This window comes from Paenibacillus sabinae T27, from assembly GCF_000612505.1.
Classification (GTDB): domain Bacteria; phylum Bacillota; class Bacilli; order Paenibacillales; family Paenibacillaceae; genus Paenibacillus_AQ; species Paenibacillus_AQ sabinae.
In genome coordinates this window covers 1597096-1620759 of record NZ_CP004078.1, presented here as the reverse complement: position 1 = coordinate 1620759, position 23664 = coordinate 1597096, and the positions used below count along the sequence as shown (strand labels likewise).

Genomic DNA, 23664 nt, shown 5'->3' with positions numbered 1-23664 from the left:
AGGCAAATGGACATGGAATTGAATTTAAAAGGCAAACGGGCACTTATTACAGGTTCGAGCAATGGTCTTGGAATGGCAATGGTAAAAATGCTGGGAGCTGAAGGAGCAACTGTTATTGTACATGGACGCGATGAAGCGCGCACTCGCGCTGTAGCAGAGTCCATCAAATCCAATGGTGGAACTGCGACGATTGCACTCGGTGATCTAACTACTGATGAAGGAGCAGATGCAGTTGCTGCTGCTGCGTTGGCCGATGGTCCAGTAGACATTCTCGTCAACAACGCTGGCTTCTATCGTCATTTCTCCTGGATGGAAGCTACAGCCGACGAATGGGCTGATACCTATAACGTTAATGTCATTTCTGGTGTGCGTATGATTCAACGCTTGGTTCCAAAAATGCGTGAACAGAACTGGGGTCGTATCATTACGATCGGTGGGGGGCTTGCTCTGCAACCAATGAATACCCACCCTCAATACAACGCAACCCTAGCTGCCCGCCATAATCTTGCTGTATCTTTGGCACGTGAGTTGAAGGGCACGAGAATTACTTCCAACATTGTTTCGCCAGGAGCAATCCTTGTGGATGCGGTTAAGGATTTGGTTGAGCACATTGGACCTTCTCGGGGTTGGGGCCAAACCTGGGATGAGATTATGCCTAATGCGGTTAACGAACTTATTCCTAATGACCGGGGACGCTTCGGCTACCCTGATGAAATTGCAGCGGCTGTAGCCTATCTTTGTAGCGAATATGCAGAATATGTAAGCGGGGCAACCATTCGCGTTGACGGTGGTTTGATTCGAGGAGCATTCTAAGAACCCAACACACTAAATTAGCAAAATACGAGTTACATGTGCAAAGCACTAATTAAATCAAATGGAGTTGAATATATCATGTCTAAGGTTTGGCTTATTACCGGGAGTTCCCGGGGTTTTGGCAAGGAGCTTGTGAAAGCGGTGCTGGCAGGCGGGGATCAAGTTATAGCCACAGCACGCAACTCAAAACAGTTAGACTACCTTTTGGAGGAATACGGGGATCAAGTTCGTACGTTCTCTTTAGATGTTACTGATGCTAAGGCTGCTCTTTCGGCGGTTAAATTGGCCGTTGACTCGTTCGGGAGACTAGATGTGGTTGTGAACAATGCCGGCTACGCGAATAGTGCTCCCATTGAAGAAATGACCGATGAGGATTTTCGTGCACAAATCGAGACTAACTTATTCGGTGTCGTAAATGTGACCAAGGCAGCACTACCTGTGTTGCGCAAGCAACGTTCCGGTCATTTTGTTCAGTTCTCCTCCGTAGGTGGACGAGTTGGTGGTACACCTGGCATGGGGGCTTACCAGACTGCAAAATATGCAGTCGAAGGCTTTTCAGAAGTATTAAGCAATGAAGTCCAGCCCTTCGGTGTCAAGGTCACAATTATTGAGCCGGGGGCATTTCGAACCGACTGGCAAGGGGCATCTATGAACATGGCGGAGATGAGTGAAGATTACCTTCAAACCGTTGGTCAAATGCACCAGTTCCGCCTTGCCACGGAAGGTAAACAACCAGGAGACCCGGCACGGGCAGCCAAGATCATCATGGATATCGTTAACTTGGAAGATCCACCGCTTCGTCTACTTCTCGGTGCCGGGGCTGTTGAAGCTGCAGAGAAATCATCAAGATCGCGTGCAGAAGAAGTGGATACATGGGCTGAAGTAAGTCGTTCTGCTGATTTTCCGATAGAAACAGACTAAGCAGGCTGAAACATAGGATTTACCGAACCCCTTAGTTTAGACCACTGACGGAAATGACGCCACGATTTATGGTGCTTCCATTCGGTTAGCGGTCTCTTCTTTTCCCAATTTTTCCAATAAAAAGAAAGCCTCGTTCCAAATGAACAAGACTTTGAGACTTTTATATATTCTGATTTATAAAGCACGATTGAATTTCTCGACAATATGTTCAATGACGGGGTGAATCCGTGAGTCGTCCACTAAGGACATCTTTTCCGGTTTGAACAATTGAATTTTTTTAAAATGATAATAATCATTGAGGACTTGTTGAATGGTCATTTGGTTATAAAGCAAATACTTCACATTCATGATTTCCCGGAGCAAAATATCGTCTTGAAGTAAAATGAACTTCTCGTTAATCGGATTAAAAATCCCCTTGTTCTTCCCATCTTGATAAAACTTAAGGGTCTGCTGTTCCTTTTTATTCAACGCAGACTTCAAAACATCGTACATTTCCGGAAATACCATTTGTAAATCCTTCAGAAACACATCAGATATTTTGCCAACTAACGTTACCGATTGTTCAAACAATTGCTGAAACCAAACCCCGAACGATCGATCGTCATCCTCATTGGTACGATCCTCTAGCCGTTCTATATAGTCAACAAAAATGCGAACGACGCCCTCGATGATTTCTTCTTTTGAAGAAAAATTCTTGTACATCGTTGCCCTGCTAACATCCATAAACTTTGCAATATCGTCCATCCTCATTTGTTGAAACCCGTCCTTCATGAGGAACGGAATCAGTTTTTTCAGCAGCTTGTTTTTTGCTTTATCTTGCTGATGCTCCATTGACATTACGCTCCCCCTTACCTGTTCCTTCTATTATACACGGTTTCAAGAAAATATAAACAAATAATATTATATAGACAATTTATATATATTTTGTTCACTTCGTTTTCATTGTGTGTTATCATCCTTTTTAGCAAGAGCTGGAAGCGGGCGTTAAGAATGGGCCAATAGATCGGGCTGGAGGAATGTTTGGAGACGAAAACCATAACAGGATATGACTCGGCTAAATAATCAAACACAGTGTTCTAAAATTGATAAATGGAGGATAAGCGATGTCTAAAGTATGGCTTATAACCGGTAGTTCACGCGGCTTCGGCCGCAGTCTAGCTGAAGCTGTTCTAGCTCAAGGTGATCAATTGGTCGCTACTGCACGCAAGCCTGAGCAGCTCGAAGACCTTGTAGATCGTTACGGAGAGCAAATCCATACGATGGAATTAGATGTAACCAATATGCTGCAGGCAGAAGCAGCTGTTCAAGCGGCTGTGGCTACATTTGGCAGACTGGATGTATTGGTTAACAATGCAGGGTATGGAAATATCTCAGCTATCGAAGAGACTACTATGGAAGATTTTCGTTCTCAAATCGAGACGAACTTTTGGGGAGTCGTGCAAGTTACGAAAGCAGCATTGCCTATTTTACGCAAACAAAGATCGGGCCACATTTTTCAGTTTTCTTCGATTGGCGGACGATCAAGTGTCCCTGGTTTGGGTCCGTACCAAGCAGCAAAATGGGCCGTGGAAGGATTCTCCGAGGTATTGGCCAAGGAAGTTAATCCGTTAGGGATAAAGGTAACGTTAATCGAACCGGGTGGATTCCGTACGGATTGGGCAGGGTCATCCATGGAGCATGTTATACCAAGCGAAGATTATAAAAACACTGTGGGTTTATTATTGAAATATGTTCGGGAATCCAGCGGCAATCAGCCTGGAGACCCGTCGAAAGCAGCTCAAGCTATTCTTACGATTGCTGATGAAGCGTACCCTCCATTGCGTCTTTTACTTGGCAGCGATGCAGTCCAAATCGCTAAACAAGTGGATCAAGATAGGCTTATCGAAACCTTACGTTGGGAAAAATTAAGTGTATCTACCGATTTTCATAATAATGACTTGGACGATGAAATTTCGAGGTTAATGAATCTTGATTAAAGGATACCAGTCATCGAGTTCAAAGGATTTTCTAAGCATAGCTATAAGCTTTCCTAAACCCCCAGTCAAACTGGGGGTTTTCTTATACAATAAAAAACGACCAAATCCATTGGCCGTTATCTATCATGCTCAGCTTTGTAAATGTTTTTTGATAGTTTCAACCCAAAGCGGAAGCTGGTCAACCTGAAATTTAACCACTTCACGTTCTGCCTCCAGCACAATTTCCCCGTTTGCCTCACTATTATCAACAACAAATAAGTGATCAATAAGGTGTAAGTTGGAGAGTAGATTTTGCAAGGATGTTGTATGCCTTCTTATGATGTCTTCAGTAGGGATATCGTGACCGCCATTGCGGACCCTTGCGGCAACCCGCTCGATATTCAGTCTTACATCACCCAGTCCTACGTAGAACATCATTATCTCAAAACCGTTCGCCCTTGCATCTTTCATAAGCCTGATTACGTTGCCGCCAGCCAGTGTTGTTTCTACTGAAAAGTCCCACTTACGGGAAATACACTCCCTGGCAAGTTTGATTGCTTCTTTTCCCGCAGATACTTTACGTCGATCCGGGTGGTCGGCATCAATACCTCGAGCCAAGGCATCTGGATCAATGTTGACGCTGATGCCAAGCCTGTCTACAATCAGATTTCGGATCGTGCTTTTCCCGCTGCCATTATTCCCAGCAAATACATACATCATTGTAGCCGATTTATTCATTAGCCAAGTCTGACCCGGTTATAGGGATGATCTCGCCAGTAGCATATTCTTTCACCATTTGACCTGTTGCATTTTTATACACAATGTATGTTCCGTTTGCTTTTGCATCCAATTTGGCCCGATCGCCTGTAAGCTTGATCAGCTTATGCAAATCTTGAACACGGGTCATCACGAGTCACCATCCACCCTGCATGTAATGTTCCTAATATTATAACATATTTAGTAAGGGAACATTTGAGAGGTGTCCCCGATCATTTTAGAAAATGCAGCGGGCGTCGGATCTGCTTAATGCTTGCCATGCGTCATTCATTACATTGAGCGCAGCAATACAGAAGAAATAAAAGCACCCGGCCAGGAAAACCAATGCCTTGATTCCACTTTACCCGTATGTCCGTTTACCGCTTCAGGTAAAAGTCCGTCCCACTGAACAATCTCCGCCAATTTACTCCGGACTTTTTGGTGACGTTGTTCGTCCCCGATCTGCAGGCTGTACAGAAGCTCCTGCCCATCTCCGAGCGGCCAAGGGTGAGGGGTATGGACGGAACCGAGTCCGCCATATTCACCTTCGTAAAAGCCTCCCTTATTCTCCTTCGAAAAAGCAAACTCCATCGTATTCATCCATCTCGGGTCATTCGAATTACAGAATCCCCAGATAGGAGCATAAACGGTCGGAAGATCGTTCGCATCATGATAAAGCTGAAAGCTGCCCTTCAAGTCGGTAAGATAGGCAAACAATTCTCCGTTACCATGCGGCGCAACAAAGCAATCCAGGATATCGTGTTTGACGAGCCGGGCCATTTCCAACAATTCGAGTTCCGTAAAAGAAAAGGTTTCATTCAGCTTTGCCAGCGATGTCAGCGTATGCCATACCAACACCTGGCTTGAAAAATGATAAGGGTAAGCGACTTCATCGTCCGCCGGAGTTTCACCCGTTTGAAAAAGCCATCGTTCCCTATCCTTGTATTCCATGATCATATCCAGTATTTCGTGAATCTTGGGCAGAAGTCTTTCAATCGTCTGGCGATCCCGGAACCTGTCGTAATATTCACACAGCTGCAGCAGCGGATAACACTGTTGATCCAGTTGGAAGACATCATCCTTGCAAAATCCGTTAGTCAGGTAGGCACGGCCCCAGTAACGATGCGGACGAAGAGCCCTTTCGAACATCCACAATAGATGGCCCTTGACGGTTCGCTGCACCTGATTTTTGAATGCGGGAACGTAAGGCTCCTCATACAGCCCGTGTGCGTGCTGTTCCGAATCAAGCAGCAGCCGCATCATATAATAGGAATCCCGATTCCACGACAGAGGCAGAAGCTGATGATCGGTAATGATGCACACAGCCTCTTCATCGACCGGGACGGAGCAGCAGGACAGGATGTAGTCGATGTTCCTGTGAATGATCTGCTTTTCCGAACCCAATAGACCGTCTCTTTTCAGCCTCGGCGTCTCTTCCCATGCCCTCTTTTTCCAAGTTTGAAGCTCCTCAAAGCTAAAAGCTACCGGCTTGTCTGCTTCCTCTGATATCCGGCAAAGCATCGTAAGCTCGCGGCTCTCCCCGTTGTCTACTATCAACTCAGCATCGTGTATATAGGTTACCGGGCGGTTCGTTGTTACCTCCATCGGCCGCAATTCCAGCGGGTCTGCCCCGTTAAAAAAGAACAGGCTCGCCTCGGCCGGCAGATTCACATTACTAATGGTTAGACGGTTGTTAGCGGCAGTAACAGCAAGATCGGCCTGCTGAATCGGGATCGGACCGCCTTCCGTCAATTGTCCGTAGCTGCACCGGTGAAGGCTGAAGGTGCCGCCCACCGCCAAAGGAACGGACTCCGGTTTATCTCCATAATTGGTGACCGTAAGCTGTTGGATCAAGCCGCTCATCCCGTCATGATGAATCGGGATATACAAAGCATTGATCTCCATCGTCTGCCTTCTGTACCGGATGAGCGGGAAATGATTCCGAACCCAAAAAAACTCTCGTTTCCACTCCGTGCCCTTGGGCTGTATCCCGAATCCGGCGGCTCCCTCGGAAATATGCCCCTGATCTATTAAACGTCTGCGATAATGACGAACGTATTCACTGTCGTACCATTTATCGTTTGGAAATGGTTCTGTAGGTTCCAGCGTAATGAATCCGTGGCGCGAATGAAAGTGATTGATAGAGCGGATATAACCATCCTCTCCGATGCTGGCAGAAAGCGGGCCGCATCCCACATCCAGAGGCTTGCGGTTTCGTGCATCAGGTAAAGGCATGAACTCAAAAGAGAAAAATGACAAAGGAATTCCTCCAGTACACCGCATTCAATTAGGCCTGCTGCGCCAATATTCCATACAGTTCCGGTCTTCTGCTGCGGAGGCTCATCTCCTGCTTCCGCTCTCTTGCGATTTCGCAAAGATCGATCGTGGCTGTCGCTACTTCTTCCTCATCGCCGGCTTCGCAAATCACGTCGCCCCGTGGATTGACGATCTTGCTGTTTCCGCAATAGACAATACCTGCTTCAGAGCCTACCCGGTTAACGGCTACCGTGAAGATTTGATTGTCCTGGGCACGGGCTCTCGTTCGCAAATCCAGCAGGTATTCGAAGTCTTTTGGGATGACCGAAGGGATAAAGATAACCTGGGCTCCTTTCAAGGCCAACACCCGGAACATTTCTCCGAATGCATGATCATAGCAGATGGCAATGCCTGTTTTTACCCCGCAAATCTCAAATATGGGAAAATCCGAACCGCTGCGGAAATATTGATGCTCTGTCGGATACAGATGCGCTTTTCGATACTTCCCGATATATTCGCCCTTTTCATTGATGACAAACGTTGTATCATAGAGCACGCCTTCCTGGTTCCCATCCTTTTCCACAATCGTTCCGATAATGGCTGTTCCATAGGTGCGGGCTTTGTTCGCCAACCGTTCGACGGTCGGACCCGGGATCGTTTCCGCCAACTCGTAAAAGGCATCTCCGATCAAATCGAAATTGTAGCCGGTCGTAAACAGCTCCGGGTAACAAATAACGTCCGCTTTGCCCTCTGTTTGATCCAATAAGGCCTCTGCTTTTTGCAGATTATATTCCTTATCCAAAATTTTGCTGTCCATCTGTGCAATCGCGATTGTCAGCTCCGTCATATTCATTCCTCCGTCATTTTCACAATTTCACATGATTAGCCTTTAACGCCTCCGGCTGTAAGCCCCTGAACGAAGAAGCGCTGAAGCAGAGCAAAGATCAGTAAAGTCGGTATAGTGCCGAGAGCGGCAGCGGCGAACAGGACGCCGTAATTGGTCCCCATGATCGGATCGCCGACAAACTTGTACAGCATAACGCTGAAAGGAAACTTGTCCTCATTAAACAGCATCGTTAGCGGCAGGATGAAGTCGATCCAGGTCTGCATAAACGTAAACATGGCAGCGGCCCCGATGCCAGGCAGAGCCAGCGGCAGTGCGACGCGATAGAGGGAAGCGATTTTCGAGCTGCCATCCACCATCGAAGATTCGATTAATTCGTTCGGAATGGACTGGAAAAAACCTTTTAAAATCCAAATGTTAAGGGGCAGCGTTCTTGCAGTGTAAATGAGAATCAAACCGCTGTAAGTATTCACCAGATGCATTCGCTGCAAAATATCAAACAAAGGCACAATCGCCGCCATACCGGGAATCAGTTGGGTGGCCAAGATGGCCAGCAGAAGAATCGTCTTCCCTTTAAATTCATATTTCGCGAGTGCGTAAGCAGCCGGAAAGCTCAATGTGACGCTTAGTGCCAGCGTACCTACGGCCAGAATCAGGCTGTTGATCAATCCATTATCGATACCCGCTTCAAACAACGCTTTGGTATAGTTGGCAAATTCCCATTTGTCCGGCAAAATCGTGGGAGGAAACCGGTACAACTCATCGGCCGGCTTCACAGACATGACGAACATCCAAAGAACAGGAAAGGCAATGACGATTGCCGCAGCACTCATCAAGATATAGATTCCGAGTGATTTCTTTCGGTTTGTCATCTTGTTACGCACCTTCCTTCAGCGTGTTCAAGCCGAACAACCGGATATATACCAGAGTAATCAGAATATTGACAACAAAGATCAAGGTCGAAATGGTTGCACCCAGCCCGAGGTCCATGAATTGGAATGCGCTGCGCCACATAAACATTCCGATCACGTCCGTACTTCCAAGCGGTCCGCCCGCCGTAAGGACAAAGATAATGCCGAAGGAGTTAATGGTGTACAAGGTAATCATGATCATGTTCAAAAGCGACACATAGCGTATGGATGGAAGCGTGATATGAATAAATTTGCCCCAGGATGTACAACCGTCCACTTCCGCCGCTTCATAAAGTTCCTTGGGAATACCCTGCATCGCCGATTCCAGCATCAGCAGGGAGAAAGTGCTTCCCCACCAGACATTCGCTACAATAACGGCGGGGAGCGCGAAGTCAAAGAGCCAGTTCTGCGGATCAGCGCCGAGCAGAGTGGCGAAATAATTGATAATCCCGAACTCGGTGTCCAGCATCTGCAGCCAGATTAGCGACACAACCAATTCGGAAAGCGTATAGGGAACAATAAACGCGGTCCGGAAAAATCTTTTTCCCTTGACGCCCTGAGCGGAGAGCAGAGCAGCCAGCGCAAGCCCCACAAGAAATTGCAGCGCGACCGAGCCGGCCACATAGATGACGGAAACCTTCAAGGCATTGATAAATTCTCCGTTTGCAAACAGCTGTGAATAATGATCCAGCCCGACGAACGTCTCCCCCGGATTCAGAAGCTGCTTATCAAATAAACTGAGCCGAAATGCGTTGATGACCGGAAACAGAGCGAAAAGTCCCATCACCGCAAGCGCGGGAAACATCAGCAAGAAGGGGATGGTTTTGGCCCATTTCTTGTTGAATCTGGATCTAGATGAACCGGTGTTATCCCGGATCGCTGTGATCAGCGACTGTCCCACATATGCCACCACCTTTTTTTAAAAAATAGGGGATGAAGACATCCCCCTTACTGCAAGTTATTGCTGAGGAAGTCCTGTAACATCGCTGATCGCCTTAGCCGCTTCCGTTACCGCCTGATCGGCAGGCGTTTTGCCGGATACTGAGCTCTCGATCATCTTCTGGATTTGTTCAGATACCTTGGCATATTCCGGAATAACCGGACGGACATTCGCGTCATACAGGAACTTGCCCGTTTCAGCGAGGAACCAGTCCTTGTCTTTGTCCAGACCTTCGGTTACCGAAATCCGCGGAGAATTCTGTGCCGTGTCCACTACGAACTCCTTCATCAGTTCAGGGCCGGTTACAATTTTCAAAATCTCCATGGCGAGTTCCGGCTGCTTGGCCTGTTCATAGATGACATAGTCCATCCCGCCGGCAGATGTGGCGACTTTCCCGCTGCCGCCGGCCGGAATAGGCACGAAACCAAGCTTTTCTTTCATTTCGGCATCGCTCCAGCCGGTCGTGTTCTTGATCATCGCATATTCGTAGCTGCCCCCTACGGACAAAGCCACTTTTCCCGTTGCCAGCAACTTCGTCGCCCGATCCCATTCATAGGAAATCACTTCCTTGGTGGACGCCTTTTCACCCACAAGATCAGTCAGGAATTGGACCGCCGCCTTCGACTCCGGACTGTTTAATACCACTTTCCCGTCCTTGAAGACATCCGCGCCGCTGGACCAGAAGAAGGGCATTAACAGACTAGTCGTCGTTTCTCCGGCTTTCATCCCCCCAGGAAACGCAATGCCTTGAGAGTTTCCGTATTTGGCCTGAACGTCCTTTTGCGAAAAATGCTTCGCTGCAGCCATCAATTCATCCCAGGTCTTCGGCGGCTGAATGCCCTCCTGGCTGAACCAATCCTTGCGGAACCAGATTAGAGCCATATCCGTTTGCGAACGGATGGCATAAGGTTTTCCTTCATAGGAGTCCCCATTGACGAATACAGGATAGAAGTCTTTCTTAAAATCATTTTCAACCCAGTCGGGATCGATCGAATCAAGCGGTTTAAGGTACCCGGCGTCCGCAAACTCCGCCACCCATACCGAGTCGATCAGAGAGAAGTCGGGAGCTTGTCCGGCTGCAGCTGCGGTTGTAATCTTTTGACGCAATTGCGGGTAGCCGAGGACAAGCTGATTGAGCTTCACTTGCTTATCAGGATGTTGTTCGTTCCAGATTTTCACCGCCTTTTCCACATAAGGAGCCCAGCGGTCCTGATTAATGACGGTTAATTCAGTCGGTTCAGTTGAAGATGCCGCTGCGCTATCTCCCCCCTGCGTATTCTGGGAAGCGCCGGAATCGGAGCTTTTTGCTCCACATCCCGCCAAGATCGTCATGACTGCCATTACGAAAACCAGCACCAATACTTTCATTTTTTGCATGGTATTCTCTCCTCCTCATATTTGCCGGTGTATTTTTCTAAAACGTTTTCCGAAAAAAGGAAATGCTACAAGAATTTTTTCACCGTATCACACCCCTTGTTTCTCAAATAATCAGCTGCCCATCTGCTTCCATGTATTTGAAACGAATAAAAAGCTTAGAGTTCGTCTGGAAAGCTCCTTATTCGGTCCACCCATTTCCTAAAACGTTTTAGAAAAAATTTGAAACGAAGGCGTTAGCCCTCTCGTTTCGTTCCGCTGCTTTCTCTGATCACAAGTCTCGCTGGAATCGTGGCATGCCGGGTAATTCCGTCCTGGCTGTCGATCAGCTGAAGAAGCATTTTTGCCGCCGTCTCCCCCATTGTAAAACGCTGTTGGTGGACGGTTGTTAATGGAGGCTGATAGTCTTTGGATTCGTCGATATCGTCAAAGCCGATGACAGCAATATCTTCAGGAACCTTGAAGCCTAAGTCCTTCAGAGCATCGATGATTCCGAAAGCCATTATATCGCTGGATGCGAATACGGCTGTGACCCCGCTGTCTTTTGAGAAGAAACGTTTGGTTAACTGATAGGCTTTGTCCCGGGAGAACTCTCCGTACAGAATCAAATCGCTATCTACTTTATGCCCATACTTATTCAGTGCCTGCTTGTAGCCTTCGATCCGGTCGTACGACGCCTTGGCAACCTGGTCTCCCGCCATCTTCAAAATTCTCGTATGACCCAGTTGAATCAGATGCTCCACCGCCTGGAACGAGGCATTCACATTTTCCGTTTCAACGAAGTTAACATTGGTGTATTGATAGGATACGCTGTCTATATAAACGGTCGGCAGACTCTCATGCAGTTCCCGGATGTTCTCATCCGTACGCTGGTCGCCGGTGAGAATCAGGATGACGCCGTCGACACCTTTTTCATAGCATATGGTCTTATAGCTGGACGTAGTTCGCTTCTGATTGGCAAAGATGAGAATATCATATCCCTCCGCCCCGGCCACATCCTTGATCGAGCGGATCAGTTCGCTGAAGAACGGATTGTCGAACCCCGAGTTTTGCCGATCCCCGAAAAAGATGCCAATCGTATTCGACTTCTTCGTGATGAGCCCTCTAGCCATTACATTGGGCAAATAATCCATTTCCCTGGCCACATCGAGGATCATCTCCCTTGTCTTGCTTTTTACATCCGAATAGCCGTTCAATGCTTTGGAGACGGTGGATACGGAAACTCCAGCCGCTTTGGCGATATCTCTTATGTTAACTATAGTAACGCACCCCACATTTTCTAAAACGTTTTCGATAATTTTTATATATTCATAATACATCCGGAGCAGAATATTGGCAATATTTTTTTATTTCAATGTTAAAATATTTAACACGGGTGCTGAATGTTACTTTGGGGAGAAAGAAAAAGCAGCCTGTCAATGACAAGCTGCCATTCCACTTTTATCGTTTCGTCTTATAGAACTCATGGAGCCGTCCCCACCGACAACTTATCGTATACGGAAGAATTAACCCGGATCTCGGCGTTCGCCGCCTCCCGGTTCAGCCACGCCTCATACCTCTCATCGTTCAGCGGCTTGCCGGAACGGTCGCCGTCTTCCTTGGCAAGCCATTTCCGAAGCGCCAGCTCCAGGTTGGCCAGCGTGTAGCGATAATAGGCCTTTTCGCTGTACTGCTCCGGGCCATAGACAGGCTCGCCGAGCCGGAGACGGCTGCTGCGTGTCCGGTTCTCCGCATCCAGCCGGATCAGGAACGCCTTGTATCCGATGTCCCCGGCGATTCCGGCTTCCTTCGCGGCAATCTGCTGAACCTTGACCCGGACCAGAAGGTTCAGTGTCTTCTCTTTCAGCAGTCAAGCGGCGTCCGACCTCCGGCGCCGGAGGTCCAGAACCCCTTGGCCGCCGGGTCGGCCCCACCCTTCGCCGTCTCGGCAATGACCTCTCCCCGCAGCTCCAGCATGCGGGTCCGGAATTCGCCGTACGCGACCGGTTCGCCGTTCACCCAGGCAACGGCGGTAAAGAGATCGGGCCCCGCCCCGCCGTCCGATTCGGCAGACGGCCCGGCCCGTGAGCAGGCGGCGGGCACCAGCAGCGCCAGCAGCAGCACAAGCAGCAGCTGCAGCGCCGCCAGTGGCCGGAGCCGTCTTCCCGAGCGCAGACGGCGTTTGCGGCTTTCGCCACTCGCCGTCTTATCGACGGTCATCGTGCATCCCTCCTTGTACGCCGGCAAGCCTTAATCCAGGGAAAGCAAGCGGCGTTTTTAACGGTACTACAGGTAATCATTCCATACTTGCAGCCGTGAACGCTTACAAGTACACCCGCTTACTTACGGGGCGCGTGACCGCGGCGGATGGCCAATTTTGCTTGCCACCCGGATGCTATTCGGTCACCCGCACATTGTCGAACGACGCCATGCCGGAGTGCACGCGCATACCGATTTTGCCCGCAGCGAGTTCGGCTCCGCTGCCGGTCCAGGAGATCAGATCCGTACCGTCGACGGACCCGGTAATGGACGCACCTTGAACCGTCGCCTTCAGCCTGTATACCTGATTCGGATTTACCGTTACCGGTACACTGGCCAGCATTTGGAGACTGCCTCCCGTCTTCTTGTACAGATCGGCGGTGCTGCCCGTATCGTTCAGCCGGAACATATAAAAATTATTCGCATCCTGATAGCGAAACAGGATACCGCCATTGCCTCCGAGTTTCTTCACCTTCACATCCGCTTCAAGGGTGTAATCGGTCCAGGAGGCTTCGCCGGTGTACGCGATCGCTTCCCCATACAGGCCGTTCTGGGCAAAGGCCAGCGACTCCTCTGTTCCGACGCTCCAGCTTCCTCCGACCGTGGCCCAGCCGTCCGCCGCTCCGTCCTCGAAATTGTCTTCGAACAGCGCAGCCGGAGGCCCCCCCGTCCCAGGGGCTTCGTATACGCCGATGTCCGGCGCCCCGCTGTACAGCGGATTGCCGAAGAAGTCGATGCTGCCGTTGCCCCCCACGACGGCGCCGGAATTGATGGCCGGCGAGCCTTCAGCCAGTTTATACGCCGATGCGGTGTCGATGCCGGACGCGCCGCCGCCGCTTTGAAACTGCGGATCAGCGACAACCTTGCCGGGATCATTCGGGACGTTCGAGTTGGCTCCGTAGAACAGGTTATGGTTGTATTTTATAAAGCTGCTGTTCGTATACGTTCCCCCGGCGGCATTATAGAAAATATTGTTGCTGTAATACGCCATCCCGCTCGTGCTTGATTTGGTCAAAGGCGTCGTAATTCCGTTGTCGCGGTAAATGACGTTGTTATAGACGTACAAATTGCCGCCGCCTGGTCTTAAATGAAACGTGCCGAAGGCGTCGTAGTCATTCTGGCTGATATTGTAGCGGAAAATATTATTGTTCGTGCTGTCCATAACGAGCAGGGCTCCGCCTTCATTGTGATGGCTGAAGTTATACTGATAAATGCTGTCACTCACCTTGATGTCGAAGTCCCATGCCTGACCGTCTCCCTGCAGCACCCGGGTATTGAACGCTTCGTTGTGCTGGAAGACGGCTCCGGTCGTGTAATAAGCCCACTGGGCGGCGACAAAACTGATGTTATCGAGATAATTGACCACCGACGTGTTCACGTCACAGCTGACGCCGATCTTGTTCGTCGTGTTGTATTCAATCAGGGGCGAGACGCTAGCGCGGACCAGGATACCGTCCCGGTGAATTTTCTCCACATAGTTGCCGCGAATAATCAAATGGGTGAAAGCATCGAACTTATGGGCCCAGGAAGTGTTGGCAAAAGCGTCCGTCATCACCTGAATGCCGGTGTCCGCTACGTTGATTACCGTATTGTCCTCGATCAGCACGTCGTCCCAAGTGCTCTCGGGATCGGTATTGCCGCCGCGCGCGTGAAAATTGATGCCGCCGGTCCTCCGGTCGGTGCCAAATACGTCATGAATGTCGTTGCCTTTAATATAAATATGCTTGAACGCGCCGGCGCCCGCGCCTTCGCCGACGACAAGAATGCCGCTTCGGCGCATATCGGTCGCGTACTGCCCGCTCGTAATTTCCAGATTGTTGATTTCCCAGTACGACACATTCCTCAGCCGGACGCCGAAGCCTTCGCCGCCTACCGCCGTATTGCCAAAGTTAATCAGCGGTTTGGGGCCTGTTCCGTACCGGTCGACCACGATCGGGCTGCCTTCCACGCCCGAGCCCTTCAGGTCCAGATAGGTATCGTTCCAGACCGAACCGGCTTTAAGCAGAATCCGGTCACCGGGATCGAATACGACCGAGTTGACCTTGGCCAGCGACTTCCAGGGACTGTCCGTGCTTGTGCCGCCGTTCGTGTCGCTTCCTGCCGCCGCATCCACATAATATGTCGTGCCCGCAGCCGACGCCCGGTCCGCCGGCATAAGGCCGACCGGACCGAATAACAATGCGGCCATAAGCGGAAGCAGTAATAATTTTCTCAAAGTAACCGCTTTCATAAATACTCCCCCATAATCGTTCTAGCCCCGCTTCTTAAGCATTCTTGAACTCGCTGGGGCTTTTGCCGCTGTATTTCTTGAAGACCTTGGAGAAATAAGCCCGGTCCGAGAAACCGAGCGTATAAGCCACATTCTCAACGGTCTCGTTCTCTTGACGAAGCATGGAGATCGCGATGGAGATTTTGTAGCGATTGACGTAATCCGTAAATTTCATCCCGGCCAGCCGCTTGAAATAACGGGAGAAATAGCTGGGGTTCAGGTGCAGATGCTCCGCCATGTCAACCGACGTGATCGTCCGGTCGACATGCTCCCGCAGAAAATCGTCGATGGCCTGAAGCCGGATGTCCTTCTCCAGGTCGCTGATCGGCGTCAGCGCCTGATGCCGCCACAGATTCCACAGCTCCCGCTTGGTCAGATGTGCGGCCTCTTCGGCCCGGAGGGACCGGCTTAAATGGACGAAGAACGCTTCCTCCGCCGTTCCGTGCGTCTCCGACGCCATCTTGCGGACACACTCGGCATAAGCCTCTTTAAGCAGCCTTGGCGCCCAATGCTCCGTTTCGGCGAGCTGCAGCAGCTTGCTTACGGCCAGATCAATCCAGGCGGCATTGTCTTCCTCCAGCGCCAGCGACAGCATCGCCTTCTCTTTCTCCGGCTTCGATTCGGCCGTCTGCAGGAACGTGCGGTCCGGCTTCAGCATTACAGCCGGCAGGCCTTCTCCGTAGAAGCTGTGGTCGCGGTATTCGGCCAGCTGCTTGTAGGTCTCGACGAACTGCCGGACCGGGACCGCCTCGGCCGCGTAGAAGCCGCGGACGCTGACCTTCAGGTACTGCTCCGCCTTCTCCCGGACGGACATCATGTACCGGATCAGCTCGTCTTCCGGGACACTCCGGTCTTTGGTGTTCCACAGCAAATAAATGTCCGCCTCACCGTCCATCAGCGCCGTGATCGGCGCCTGACCGGAGGACAGCTCGGCTGCGATGTTGCCGACGGCAAAATGCAGGAGCGGCATATCCTTGTACCGGTACCGGCCGACGACGGAGGCCGCGTCGATATGCAAAAAGCCGTGGCGAAGATAGGGCAGCTTCCAGGAAATGCCCAGCCGTTCGCCGAACAGCAGAATATTGTCCCATTCCCCGCCTTCGGAGAGCAGCTGCTTCAGGAAGTTCTGCTTGAGCACCTCCCGGTTGCGCTCAATCGCCTGCTGGAACGAGTACCGGTCGAGCAGCTCCCGGCGTCCCCGGAAGCGTTCCATCGCCTTGCCGACGCTGTCCCTGAGCTGCTGGGGCGTAAGCTCATCCTTGATGAGGTAGTCGTCGGCCTCAAGCTGAATCGCCCGTTTGGAATAATGGAAATCTTCATAACAGGTAAGGAAAATCAGCCGCACCTCCGGCTTCATCATCCGGAACGCCTCGGCCAGCTCCAGTCCGTCCATGCCGGGCAGGCCGATATCGACGATGGCCAGATCGGGCAGGCTGTCATGAAACAGCTCCAGCGCCTGCTCGCTGCCGGAAGCCGCGCCGGCCAGCTCAAGCTCCAGATCGAGCTGGCCAAGCAAATGCTGCACATAGTCCAGCATAGGCACATCGTCATCAATCAGCATGACCGTCATCATGGGAAGACTCCTCCTTGCTGTTCGTTACCGGAATATAGAATGTAAAGATCATACCGCCTTCCGGGTTCGCGGCCGCCGTGAGCCGCGACCGGTACCCGTACAGCACCTGCAGACGCCGCGCCGTGTTGATCAGCCCCACGCCCTTCTCCGGCTGCGGCTGCTCAGGCTCCGCGCCCGACAGGCGGCGGCTCAGCCGGCTGATCGCCTCTTCGTTCATGCCCCGGCCGTTGTCGGAGATCGCGATTTCGAGCATACCGCCGCCAAGGCGCGCTTCCAGCCCGATACGGGGATGCTCGGGACGGGCCGAGAAGCCGTGGGCGATCGCGTTCTCGACCACGGGCTGAAGCAGCAGCCTCGGCAGCTCCAGCTCCTCCGTTCCCGGCTCAAGCCGGTAGTGGAAGGCGATATTAAGCCGGTTGCGGATCTGCATCACCTGCACATAGCTGCCGAGAATGGCGCATTCTTCGGCCAATTGAATCGGCTGGTCGGCATGGACGTAAGCCCGCTGCAGCTTCATCAGCGCGTCGATCATTCCCCCGTGGGTGGTGTCGCCGGCCATCAGCAGATTGACCTTGATCGAATTCAGCGTATTAAGCAGAAAATGCGGCCGAATCTGCGCCGACAGCGCCCGAAGCTCCAGCCTCCGCTTCTCTTCCTGCTCGCTTTCGACCTGATGCAGCAGCTGGTTGATGTCCTCAAGCATCTGGTTAAACGCGGCCGACAGCATTGCCACCTCGTCCTTGCCCTTAACCGGAATCCGCACGCTGCGGTTGCCGCCGACATACTGCTTGACGCTGGCGCGAAGCAGACTGATCGGCTTGTTCATATATCCTGCCCAGAACATGGACAGTACCACAAAGGCGGCGAAAAACACGCCGACCACCGAGATAGACACGAGAAACTCCCGGTTGATATGACTGTCGATCGAGCTGCGGGGAAGCTCGCTTGCCAGCAGCCAGCCGGTCCTTTCAATCCGAACCTCGCTGCGCAGCGGCTTCTTCCGGTCCTCCGCCCCGTTCCCCCCGCGGACGGCGATCGTCTCCCCCGAAGCATCAACCAGCGACAGAACGACAGAAGCGTTGCCGATATCCAGCAGATTCTCGAAATAATGCCGGGGAATGCCGATGAACAGCGTGCCCAGCTTCTCATGATTCCGGGGATCGAAGATAAAACGGGCGGCATAGTAGTATTCCGGAACAGAACCGCTTTCCCGGTAGGGAAACCACTGGAGCACGGTCTCTTCATTCAGGTTCAGCCTGGCGCTCTCCCGCAGGAAACGATCCGGCAGCTTTGAGAAGATTGGACGGTCCAGGTTGCCCATAATAATCCGGTTATTCCGGTTGACGATCATAATCTCAAGATCCGCATCAAGAGACTGGATCGTGAGGATGCCGCCTATCGATTTCAATTTGGCTTGATGAATGTAGGACTTGTAATCACCGAAGCTCTTGGCGTTCGTCAGGTAGCGCAGACTGTTCAGGACTTCGGGATCATAGGTTTCGGAGAGATAGAGCGATGCGAAGGAAATGTTATCGATTGTTTTTTCGATCTGATTGGCGATGACGGTGATGGTCTCTTCATTCGTGCGAAGGATCTTGTCGCTAACGTTCTGCCTGACGGACAGGTAAGACCAGAAGGTCACGGCGGCGAAAGGAAGCAGAATCAGGGCCAGAAATGAGAATTGCAGCCTCCGATGATAGGAGAAACGGTTCAACCATTGCATATCGGGTCATCCTTCTCCAGAGTATCGTTATACTGCCATTATAAGCCCTGATCGCCCCCGCGTATGACATACCGCTTAAAATCGCCCCGCAAAATCACACCGCAAGGCACAGATGGCTTGTAAAGCCGGCCTGCGGGTGATTTGCGGGGTACAGGGTGGAGTTAATCTAAATAAGAATTTAGGCCGTTACTTGTTGGCGGCGACTACCTTTTCAACTTCCGCCGTCATTTCCGCCTTGACATCGTCAAATTTGCGATTATCAAGCATAAAGCTGGCGAAGGAGTTTTCGACAATGGTCTTCAGCTGGCTGCCATAGGGAACGGTGAAGGTGCCCTCTGGCATTTTGTTGCGGCTGTCGAACAGAGTTTTGGCGAGCGAGTCGGTATCGATCAAGTTTTTGTTCTCGCTAAAAAATTGTTCCAGCAGCGCCTTGCCGTCGACATTTTTCAGCGCCGGAATTTCCTTCGTGTACTTGTAGGATTCCTTGGTCATCCACCGGATGAAATCATACGCCGCCTGCTTGTGCGCCGACTTGGCGCCTACCGCCAGACCGCCGCCGGAAATATTCGTCATGCCGACATCGGTTGCATCAACCGAACGGGGAAGCGGAGCGTACACCATCTGAAAATCATGCGGGAATTTCTCGAGATTGAGACCCGCCCGGACAGCGTAGCTCGGAACGGCCAGCATACTGGCTTTGCCGGCAAAAAACTGCTGCAGCACATGATAGTTCGAGGCCAGCACATCCGCATAAGGCTCAACGCTCTTGTCTTCCTTCTCCATGGCGCGGCGGAGGCCAAAGAAATATTTGAAGGACGGGTCATCGAAGATCGGCTTCAGGTCAGGGGTCAGCTGAGGATTCGGATGCTCGGTGTACGCGATGATGTTCGCATATTCGCCCCAGGTATGGAAATACGTTCCGTAATGATCCGGAGTCGTCAGCTTTTTGGCGTAATCGCGGAAGTCGTCCCAGGTCCAGCCCATTTCAGGAAGCTTAAGGCCAGCCTCATCCAGCTGCTGTTTGTTGAAGACCGTGAACCACTGCGTCGCGGAAGGCATCAGCCCATAGACTTTGTCATCCAGCTTGAGCACCTTGAAATATTCATCCTCTGGCTTGACGCCCTCGGCCTCAAAATACGAGTTAAGCGGTTCCACAACTCCGCGCGAAGCCCGTTCCATCAATTCTTCCTCATTCCCGGTCATGAAAGCGTCTACAACTTCGCCCCCGGCAATGAGAACGTCCAGCTTCTTCAGGAACTCCGTGCTGTCGCTGTTCTGGACAAGCGAAACATATTCCACCTCGACCTTATCCTGCGACTGGTTGTAGGCCTGAACCGCCTGGTATGTGGGCTCCTCCGGTTTATTGGACTTAAAGGTGTAAAATTTGATCTTCTCTTTCTCCGGTGTCTTTGTCTGGGTTGCCGCGGTAGGATCGGCGCCAGTCCCTTTATCGCTCGCGGCCGGAGCATTCCCGCTTCCGGAACATGCGGTGACCGAGAACGTCAGCAGCAGGCCAGCCACCCATAATGCAGGCTTCTTCATACCATTTCCCCCTTCAGTTGGTTGATGCAATTTAATTATACTACCTTGCCTCCGCGGGCACCGTGTACAGTCTTGCGGTTCGGGCGTAGACATTTTTGACTTTGCGTCTTTCGAAAGTTCCGCCGGACAAGCCGGGCGCGTTTAACCCTTGACCCCGCCTATGGAAATGCCCTTGATAACCTGCTTCTGCAATACCAAGAACAGCACGAGCAGTGGAATAATGGCGGCAAGCGAAGCCATCATCATTACGGAAATCGTCGTTCCAAACTCCTCCTTGAAGAACTGCATGCCGAGCGGAATCGTATACAGATTGGTCGAATTCAGCATGATCAGCGGTCCCTGATAGTCATTCCAGGTCCAGATGAATTTGATGATGCCGACAGTGGCCAGTATGGGGCGGCTCAAGGGGAGCATGACGCTCCAGAAAATGCGGTAGAATCCGGCGCCGTCCAGCTCAGCCGCTTCCAGCAGATCATTATGCACCCCGATCATGAACTGCCGGAGCAAAAAGGTGAAATAACTGGAGAACATGCCCATCACAATGAGCGCGGCGTGCGTATCGTACAGTCCCATTTCCTTGATCATGATATAACGGGGAACGAGCGTCGCCTGCTCCGGGATCATCATAAAGGCCATCATGGCGCTGAAGACGAGACCTTTTCCCGTAAATTTCAGCTTGGACAGCGCATAGCCGGCCATGGCGGAGACGATGAGCGTTGCGAGCGTGGAGATCAGAGCGATTTTGACCGAGTTCATATAGAAGAGGCCAAAGGAGACATCCCCCATCCAGACCGTCTTGAAATTCTGGGCAAAATGCCAATCCTTAGGAATCCACTGAATCGGAAACGTCCAGACCTCTTTCTCCGTCTTGGAGGCGGCGGACATCATCCAGACCAGCGGCAGCAGGAAGAAGATCGATAGAGCGCCGAACAGCACCGTCAGCACGATAGGTCCTAGCTTGATTTTTCGTATCGTCATATGCGCTTATGTCCTTTCTTCAAGACTTCATATCGAAACTTAATAATGCACCTTCCGGCTCTGGGTGATCCAGGTCAGCGAAGTCACGAGCATGATGATCAGGAACAGTACCCAGGACATGGCCGAAGCATAACCCATCCGGAAGTGCTGGAAGCCTTCTTCGTAAATCTGGTATACAATCACTGTGCTGGAATAATTGGGTCCCCCGTTGGTGAGGAACTTGATCATGTCAAATACCTTGAACGAAGAGATGGTGCTGGTAATCGCCAGAAAAAAAGTCGTCGGCCCAAGCAGCGGCAGCGTGATCCGCCGAAACTGCTGGAAGCCGGTCGCGCCGTCGATCGTCGCCGCCTCGTAGAGCTCATCCGGAATATTGGTCATTCCCGCCAGAAAAATGATGATCTGGTACCCGAGCAGCTGCCAGATATAGATCACCATGATGGCAACGAGCGACCAGCTCGTGTCCACCAGCCAGCGGGGCGGATCCGAGATGCCAAGATGGATCAGCATCTGGTTGAGCGGTCCCTTGGACGGATGATAGAGCGCCGACCACACCGCGGAAACCGCGACCGTCGAACAAATATAGGGAACGAAGAACGCCACCTTGAAAAAATCCTTGAAGTACAACTTCTTGTGTATGATAGCCGCAAAAACGACGCCCAGCAGCATCGTCGCCGGCACGGTGCCGGCGGTGAAGCCGATATTGTTCTTCAGCGCCTTTAGGAACCGGTCGTCCCGGAACAGCTCGGCAAAATTATCGAGGCCGATAAACTTGATGGCGGACAGGCCGCCGACCAGATTCCACTCGGTCAGGCTGAGGCCAAGGCTGAAGACCAGCGGAAACACGGCGAGAACGAGCATGCCGATGACCTCGGGCGCGATGAACAGCCAGCCGGCCAGCTGTTCGCGCCTCCGGCGGGTCCAGAACGTTCTTTTTTCGGCAGCGGCGAGCTGCTTCTGTACGGTTGCGTGGTGGCTCATTTCACGTCACCCCTGTTCCCGGCGGCGGACATCTCGGGCAGATAGGCCCCTTCTTCCCGCAGGCGCTGCCGCAGCCGGCCGACGTCAACCGCATGCACATCGCCGTCCGTCATGGCGGCGAGAGCTGCGGCCAATCCTGCGGCTTCGCCCATCGCGAGGCAGACCGGCATGACGCGGACGCTGCCGAGCACCCGGCGCTCGCAGGAGATGGACCGCCCGGCCACAAGCACATTACGCAGCCCGCGCGGCGTCAGGCAGCGGTAGGGGATGCCGTGCGATTCGCCGGGTCCGTACAGCGTAATCGTCTGCGCCGAGCCCGCCTCGCTCTTCTCCTCCTTCTCGGTGCCGTGCACATCGATGAAGTAGCTGTTGCGGCAAATCTCGTCCTCGAAGCTCCGGCGGGAGACATAGTCATCCACCGTCAGCACGTAGTCCCCGATGATGCGCCGCGATTCGCGGGTACCCATCAGCGTGCCGGTGCTGGCGACATAAGCGTTGCCGAAAGAAGCAGGCTGAATATCAGCCAGCATGTCGCGGTAGGCGGCGGCCATTTTTCGTCCGCGGATCAGCGCCCTGGATACGGAATGGGCGTCCGTATTGTCCACCTGCCACAGATGGCCGGCGTTGAAGCCGACGGCGCGAGGCGCAATAAGGTTGTTGCAGAGATGGGTGTCCGGCACATTCGGATATCGGCCCGAGGCCACCGCTTCATGGATCGGGCTTTGCGGGTTCTCCTTATGGAGAAGCGGACCGTATAGATAAGCGTAATCGTCAACATTGCCGAGGACGAAGCAGTGAGTGGCCGGCTGGAGATCGCCGGTGTCGCTGTCGCCTTTCCGGTACTCCGCTCCCGCCCAGGCGGCGACATCCCCGTCGCCCGTGCAATCGATATACACCGGCGCCTGAAACGCCTGCAGTCCGCCCTTGTTCAGGGCAACAATCGCCGTCACGTTTCCCTGCCCGTCCGTCTCCACCTCGGCCAGCGAGGTCAGAAACAGTACGTCGGCTCCCGCCTCCGTCACCAGATCGTCGTAGACGACCTTCAGCTTCTCCGGTTCGATCGGCACCCAATCGAGCGCGTCCGGCTTCACATGGGGCATCTGCGCCTTCAGCGACTCGAACACCTTCTCCGCCAGCCCGCGATAGACCATTTTCTCCTTATCCGAGAACGGGCACCATGCCGGGACCAGCCCCGATGTCCCCATTCCGCCGAGACTTCCGGTGGCCTCGATCAGCAGCGTCTTCGCCCCTTCCCGCGCGGCCGACGCCGCGGCGGTGCAGCCCGCCGGCCCGCCCCCGACGACGATCACCTCATAGGAAGTATTCAGCGGGATTTCCCTGCTCTTCAATCTGTAGCTATCCATTGCGAGCCTCGCTTTCCCGGCGGATTCCCGCTCCCGGCAGGGTCCGCCGCTTCTATTCGACCCCATTATAGCAACCGGCGGTCAAAAATACGGTATAGCTCTCATACCGGTTGGCGTGTATTTTTTTGACTTTTTGGGGAGCTATAGGCGAAAAAAAAGCAGGCATCTGCCTGCGAGGGGGAAGCATGTATGGATATGGCAGTTTTATTTACCAAGGTCAGCCCCA

20 protein-coding genes are annotated in these 23664 nt (G+C 52.2%); 3 read left to right on the top strand and 17 right to left on the bottom strand.

Going from position 1 to position 23664, the window contains the following annotated elements; genetic code table 11:
- Positions 1 to 6: 6 nt before the first annotated feature.
- Together PSAB_RS07445 and PSAB_RS07440 are read left to right on the top strand one after the other, a co-directional pair.
- Complete coding sequence (locus PSAB_RS07445; protein WP_226991776.1) at positions 7 to 813, top strand: SDR family NAD(P)-dependent oxidoreductase; 807 nt, start codon at positions 7 to 9, stop codon at positions 811 to 813.
- A gap of 78 nt (positions 814 to 891) precedes the next feature.
- Positions 892 to 1734: an oxidoreductase gene (locus PSAB_RS07440; RefSeq protein ID WP_025333953.1), complete on the top strand. Its 843-nt coding sequence runs from the start codon at positions 892 to 894 to the stop codon at positions 1732 to 1734.
- Between the two features lie 174 nt (positions 1735 to 1908).
- On the opposite strand, the gene PSAB_RS07435 is transcribed toward PSAB_RS07440, so the two are convergent.
- On the bottom strand, positions 1909 to 2571 hold the full coding sequence (locus PSAB_RS07435; RefSeq protein WP_025333952.1) for a TetR/AcrR family transcriptional regulator: 663 nt from the start codon (positions 2569 to 2571) through the stop codon (positions 1909 to 1911).
- A 266-nt stretch (positions 2572 to 2837) separates the two neighbouring features.
- Here PSAB_RS07435 and PSAB_RS07430 point away from each other — a divergent pair, with 266 nt between their 5' ends.
- Positions 2838 to 3710 carry an oxidoreductase gene (locus PSAB_RS07430; RefSeq protein ID WP_025333951.1) on the top strand — a complete coding sequence of 291 codons (873 nt, stop codon included), beginning with the start codon at positions 2838 to 2840 and terminating at the stop codon, positions 3708 to 3710.
- 129 nt (positions 3711 to 3839) lie between these two features.
- Here the strand turns inward: PSAB_RS07430 and PSAB_RS07425 are convergent, their stop codons facing one another.
- The 16 genes from PSAB_RS07425 to PSAB_RS07350 form a co-directional block, all read right to left on the bottom strand.
- Positions 3840 to 4427: an ATPase gene (locus PSAB_RS07425; RefSeq protein WP_025333950.1), complete on the bottom strand. Its 588-nt coding sequence runs from the start codon at positions 4425 to 4427 to the stop codon at positions 3840 to 3842.
- Positions 4420 to 4599 carry a hypothetical protein gene (locus tag PSAB_RS07420; protein ID WP_038595658.1) on the bottom strand — a complete coding sequence of 60 codons (180 nt, stop codon included), beginning with the start codon at positions 4597 to 4599 and terminating at the stop codon, positions 4420 to 4422. The genes PSAB_RS07425 and PSAB_RS07420 overlap by 8 nt, the downstream gene beginning before the upstream one ends.
- A 137-nt stretch (positions 4600 to 4736) precedes the next feature.
- Positions 4737 to 6350 carry a glycoside hydrolase family 125 protein gene (locus tag PSAB_RS07415; protein WP_158442578.1) on the bottom strand — a complete coding sequence of 538 codons (1614 nt, stop codon included), beginning with the start codon at positions 6348 to 6350 and terminating at the stop codon, positions 4737 to 4739.
- Positions 6351 to 6732: 382 nt separating this feature from the next.
- Positions 6733 to 7548 carry a carbon-nitrogen hydrolase family protein gene (locus PSAB_RS07410; protein WP_051529737.1) on the bottom strand — a complete coding sequence of 272 codons (816 nt, stop codon included), beginning with the start codon at positions 7546 to 7548 and terminating at the stop codon, positions 6733 to 6735.
- Positions 7549 to 7583: 35 nt separating this feature from the next.
- The gene (locus tag PSAB_RS07405) at positions 7584 to 8417 is read right to left on the bottom strand and encodes a carbohydrate ABC transporter permease (RefSeq protein WP_025333947.1); all 834 of its coding nucleotides are present in this window, start codon (positions 8415 to 8417) and stop codon (positions 7584 to 7586) included.
- Positions 8418 to 8421: 4 nt separating this feature from the next.
- Complete coding sequence (locus PSAB_RS07400; protein ID WP_025333946.1) at positions 8422 to 9357, bottom strand: carbohydrate ABC transporter permease; 936 nt, start codon at positions 9355 to 9357, stop codon at positions 8422 to 8424.
- Between the two features lie 57 nt (positions 9358 to 9414).
- On the bottom strand, positions 9415 to 10773 hold the full coding sequence (locus PSAB_RS07395; RefSeq protein ID WP_025333945.1) for an extracellular solute-binding protein: 1359 nt from the start codon (positions 10771 to 10773) through the stop codon (positions 9415 to 9417).
- A gap of 233 nt (positions 10774 to 11006) precedes the next feature.
- On the bottom strand, positions 11007 to 12044 hold the full coding sequence (locus tag PSAB_RS07390) for a LacI family DNA-binding transcriptional regulator (RefSeq protein WP_158442577.1): 1038 nt from the start codon (positions 12042 to 12044) through the stop codon (positions 11007 to 11009).
- A 568-nt stretch (positions 12045 to 12612) separates the two neighbouring features.
- Positions 12613 to 12969: a hypothetical protein gene (locus PSAB_RS07385; RefSeq protein ID WP_025333943.1), complete on the bottom strand. Its 357-nt coding sequence runs from the start codon at positions 12967 to 12969 to the stop codon at positions 12613 to 12615.
- A 175-nt stretch (positions 12970 to 13144) separates the two neighbouring features.
- Positions 13145 to 15238: a 3-keto-alpha-glucoside-1,2-lyase-like domain-containing protein gene (locus PSAB_RS07380; protein ID WP_025333942.1), complete on the bottom strand. Its 2094-nt coding sequence runs from the start codon at positions 15236 to 15238 to the stop codon at positions 13145 to 13147.
- 34 nt (positions 15239 to 15272) lie between these two features.
- Positions 15273 to 16850 (bottom strand): response regulator transcription factor, encoded by a 1578-nt coding sequence (locus PSAB_RS07375; RefSeq protein WP_025333941.1) that lies wholly within the window; start codon positions 16848 to 16850, stop codon positions 15273 to 15275.
- Positions 16828 to 18573 (bottom strand): sensor histidine kinase, encoded by a 1746-nt coding sequence (locus tag PSAB_RS07370; protein WP_025333940.1) that lies wholly within the window; start codon positions 18571 to 18573, stop codon positions 16828 to 16830. Before PSAB_RS07370 ends, PSAB_RS07375 begins: the two co-directional genes overlap by 23 nt.
- A 186-nt stretch (positions 18574 to 18759) precedes the next feature.
- Positions 18760 to 20115 (bottom strand): ABC transporter substrate-binding protein, encoded by a 1356-nt coding sequence (locus PSAB_RS07365; protein ID WP_025333939.1) that lies wholly within the window; start codon positions 20113 to 20115, stop codon positions 18760 to 18762.
- A 141-nt stretch (positions 20116 to 20256) separates the two neighbouring features.
- Positions 20257 to 21093: a carbohydrate ABC transporter permease gene (locus PSAB_RS07360; RefSeq protein WP_025333938.1), complete on the bottom strand. Its 837-nt coding sequence runs from the start codon at positions 21091 to 21093 to the stop codon at positions 20257 to 20259.
- Between the two features lie 39 nt (positions 21094 to 21132).
- On the bottom strand, positions 21133 to 22074 hold the full coding sequence (locus PSAB_RS07355) for a carbohydrate ABC transporter permease (RefSeq protein ID WP_025333937.1): 942 nt from the start codon (positions 22072 to 22074) through the stop codon (positions 21133 to 21135).
- Positions 22071 to 23438, bottom strand: coding sequence for an FAD-dependent oxidoreductase (locus PSAB_RS07350; protein ID WP_025333936.1), 1368 nt, complete (start codon positions 23436 to 23438; stop codon positions 22071 to 22073). Before PSAB_RS07350 ends, PSAB_RS07355 begins: the two co-directional genes overlap by 4 nt.
- Positions 23439 to 23664: the final 226 nt, after the last annotated feature.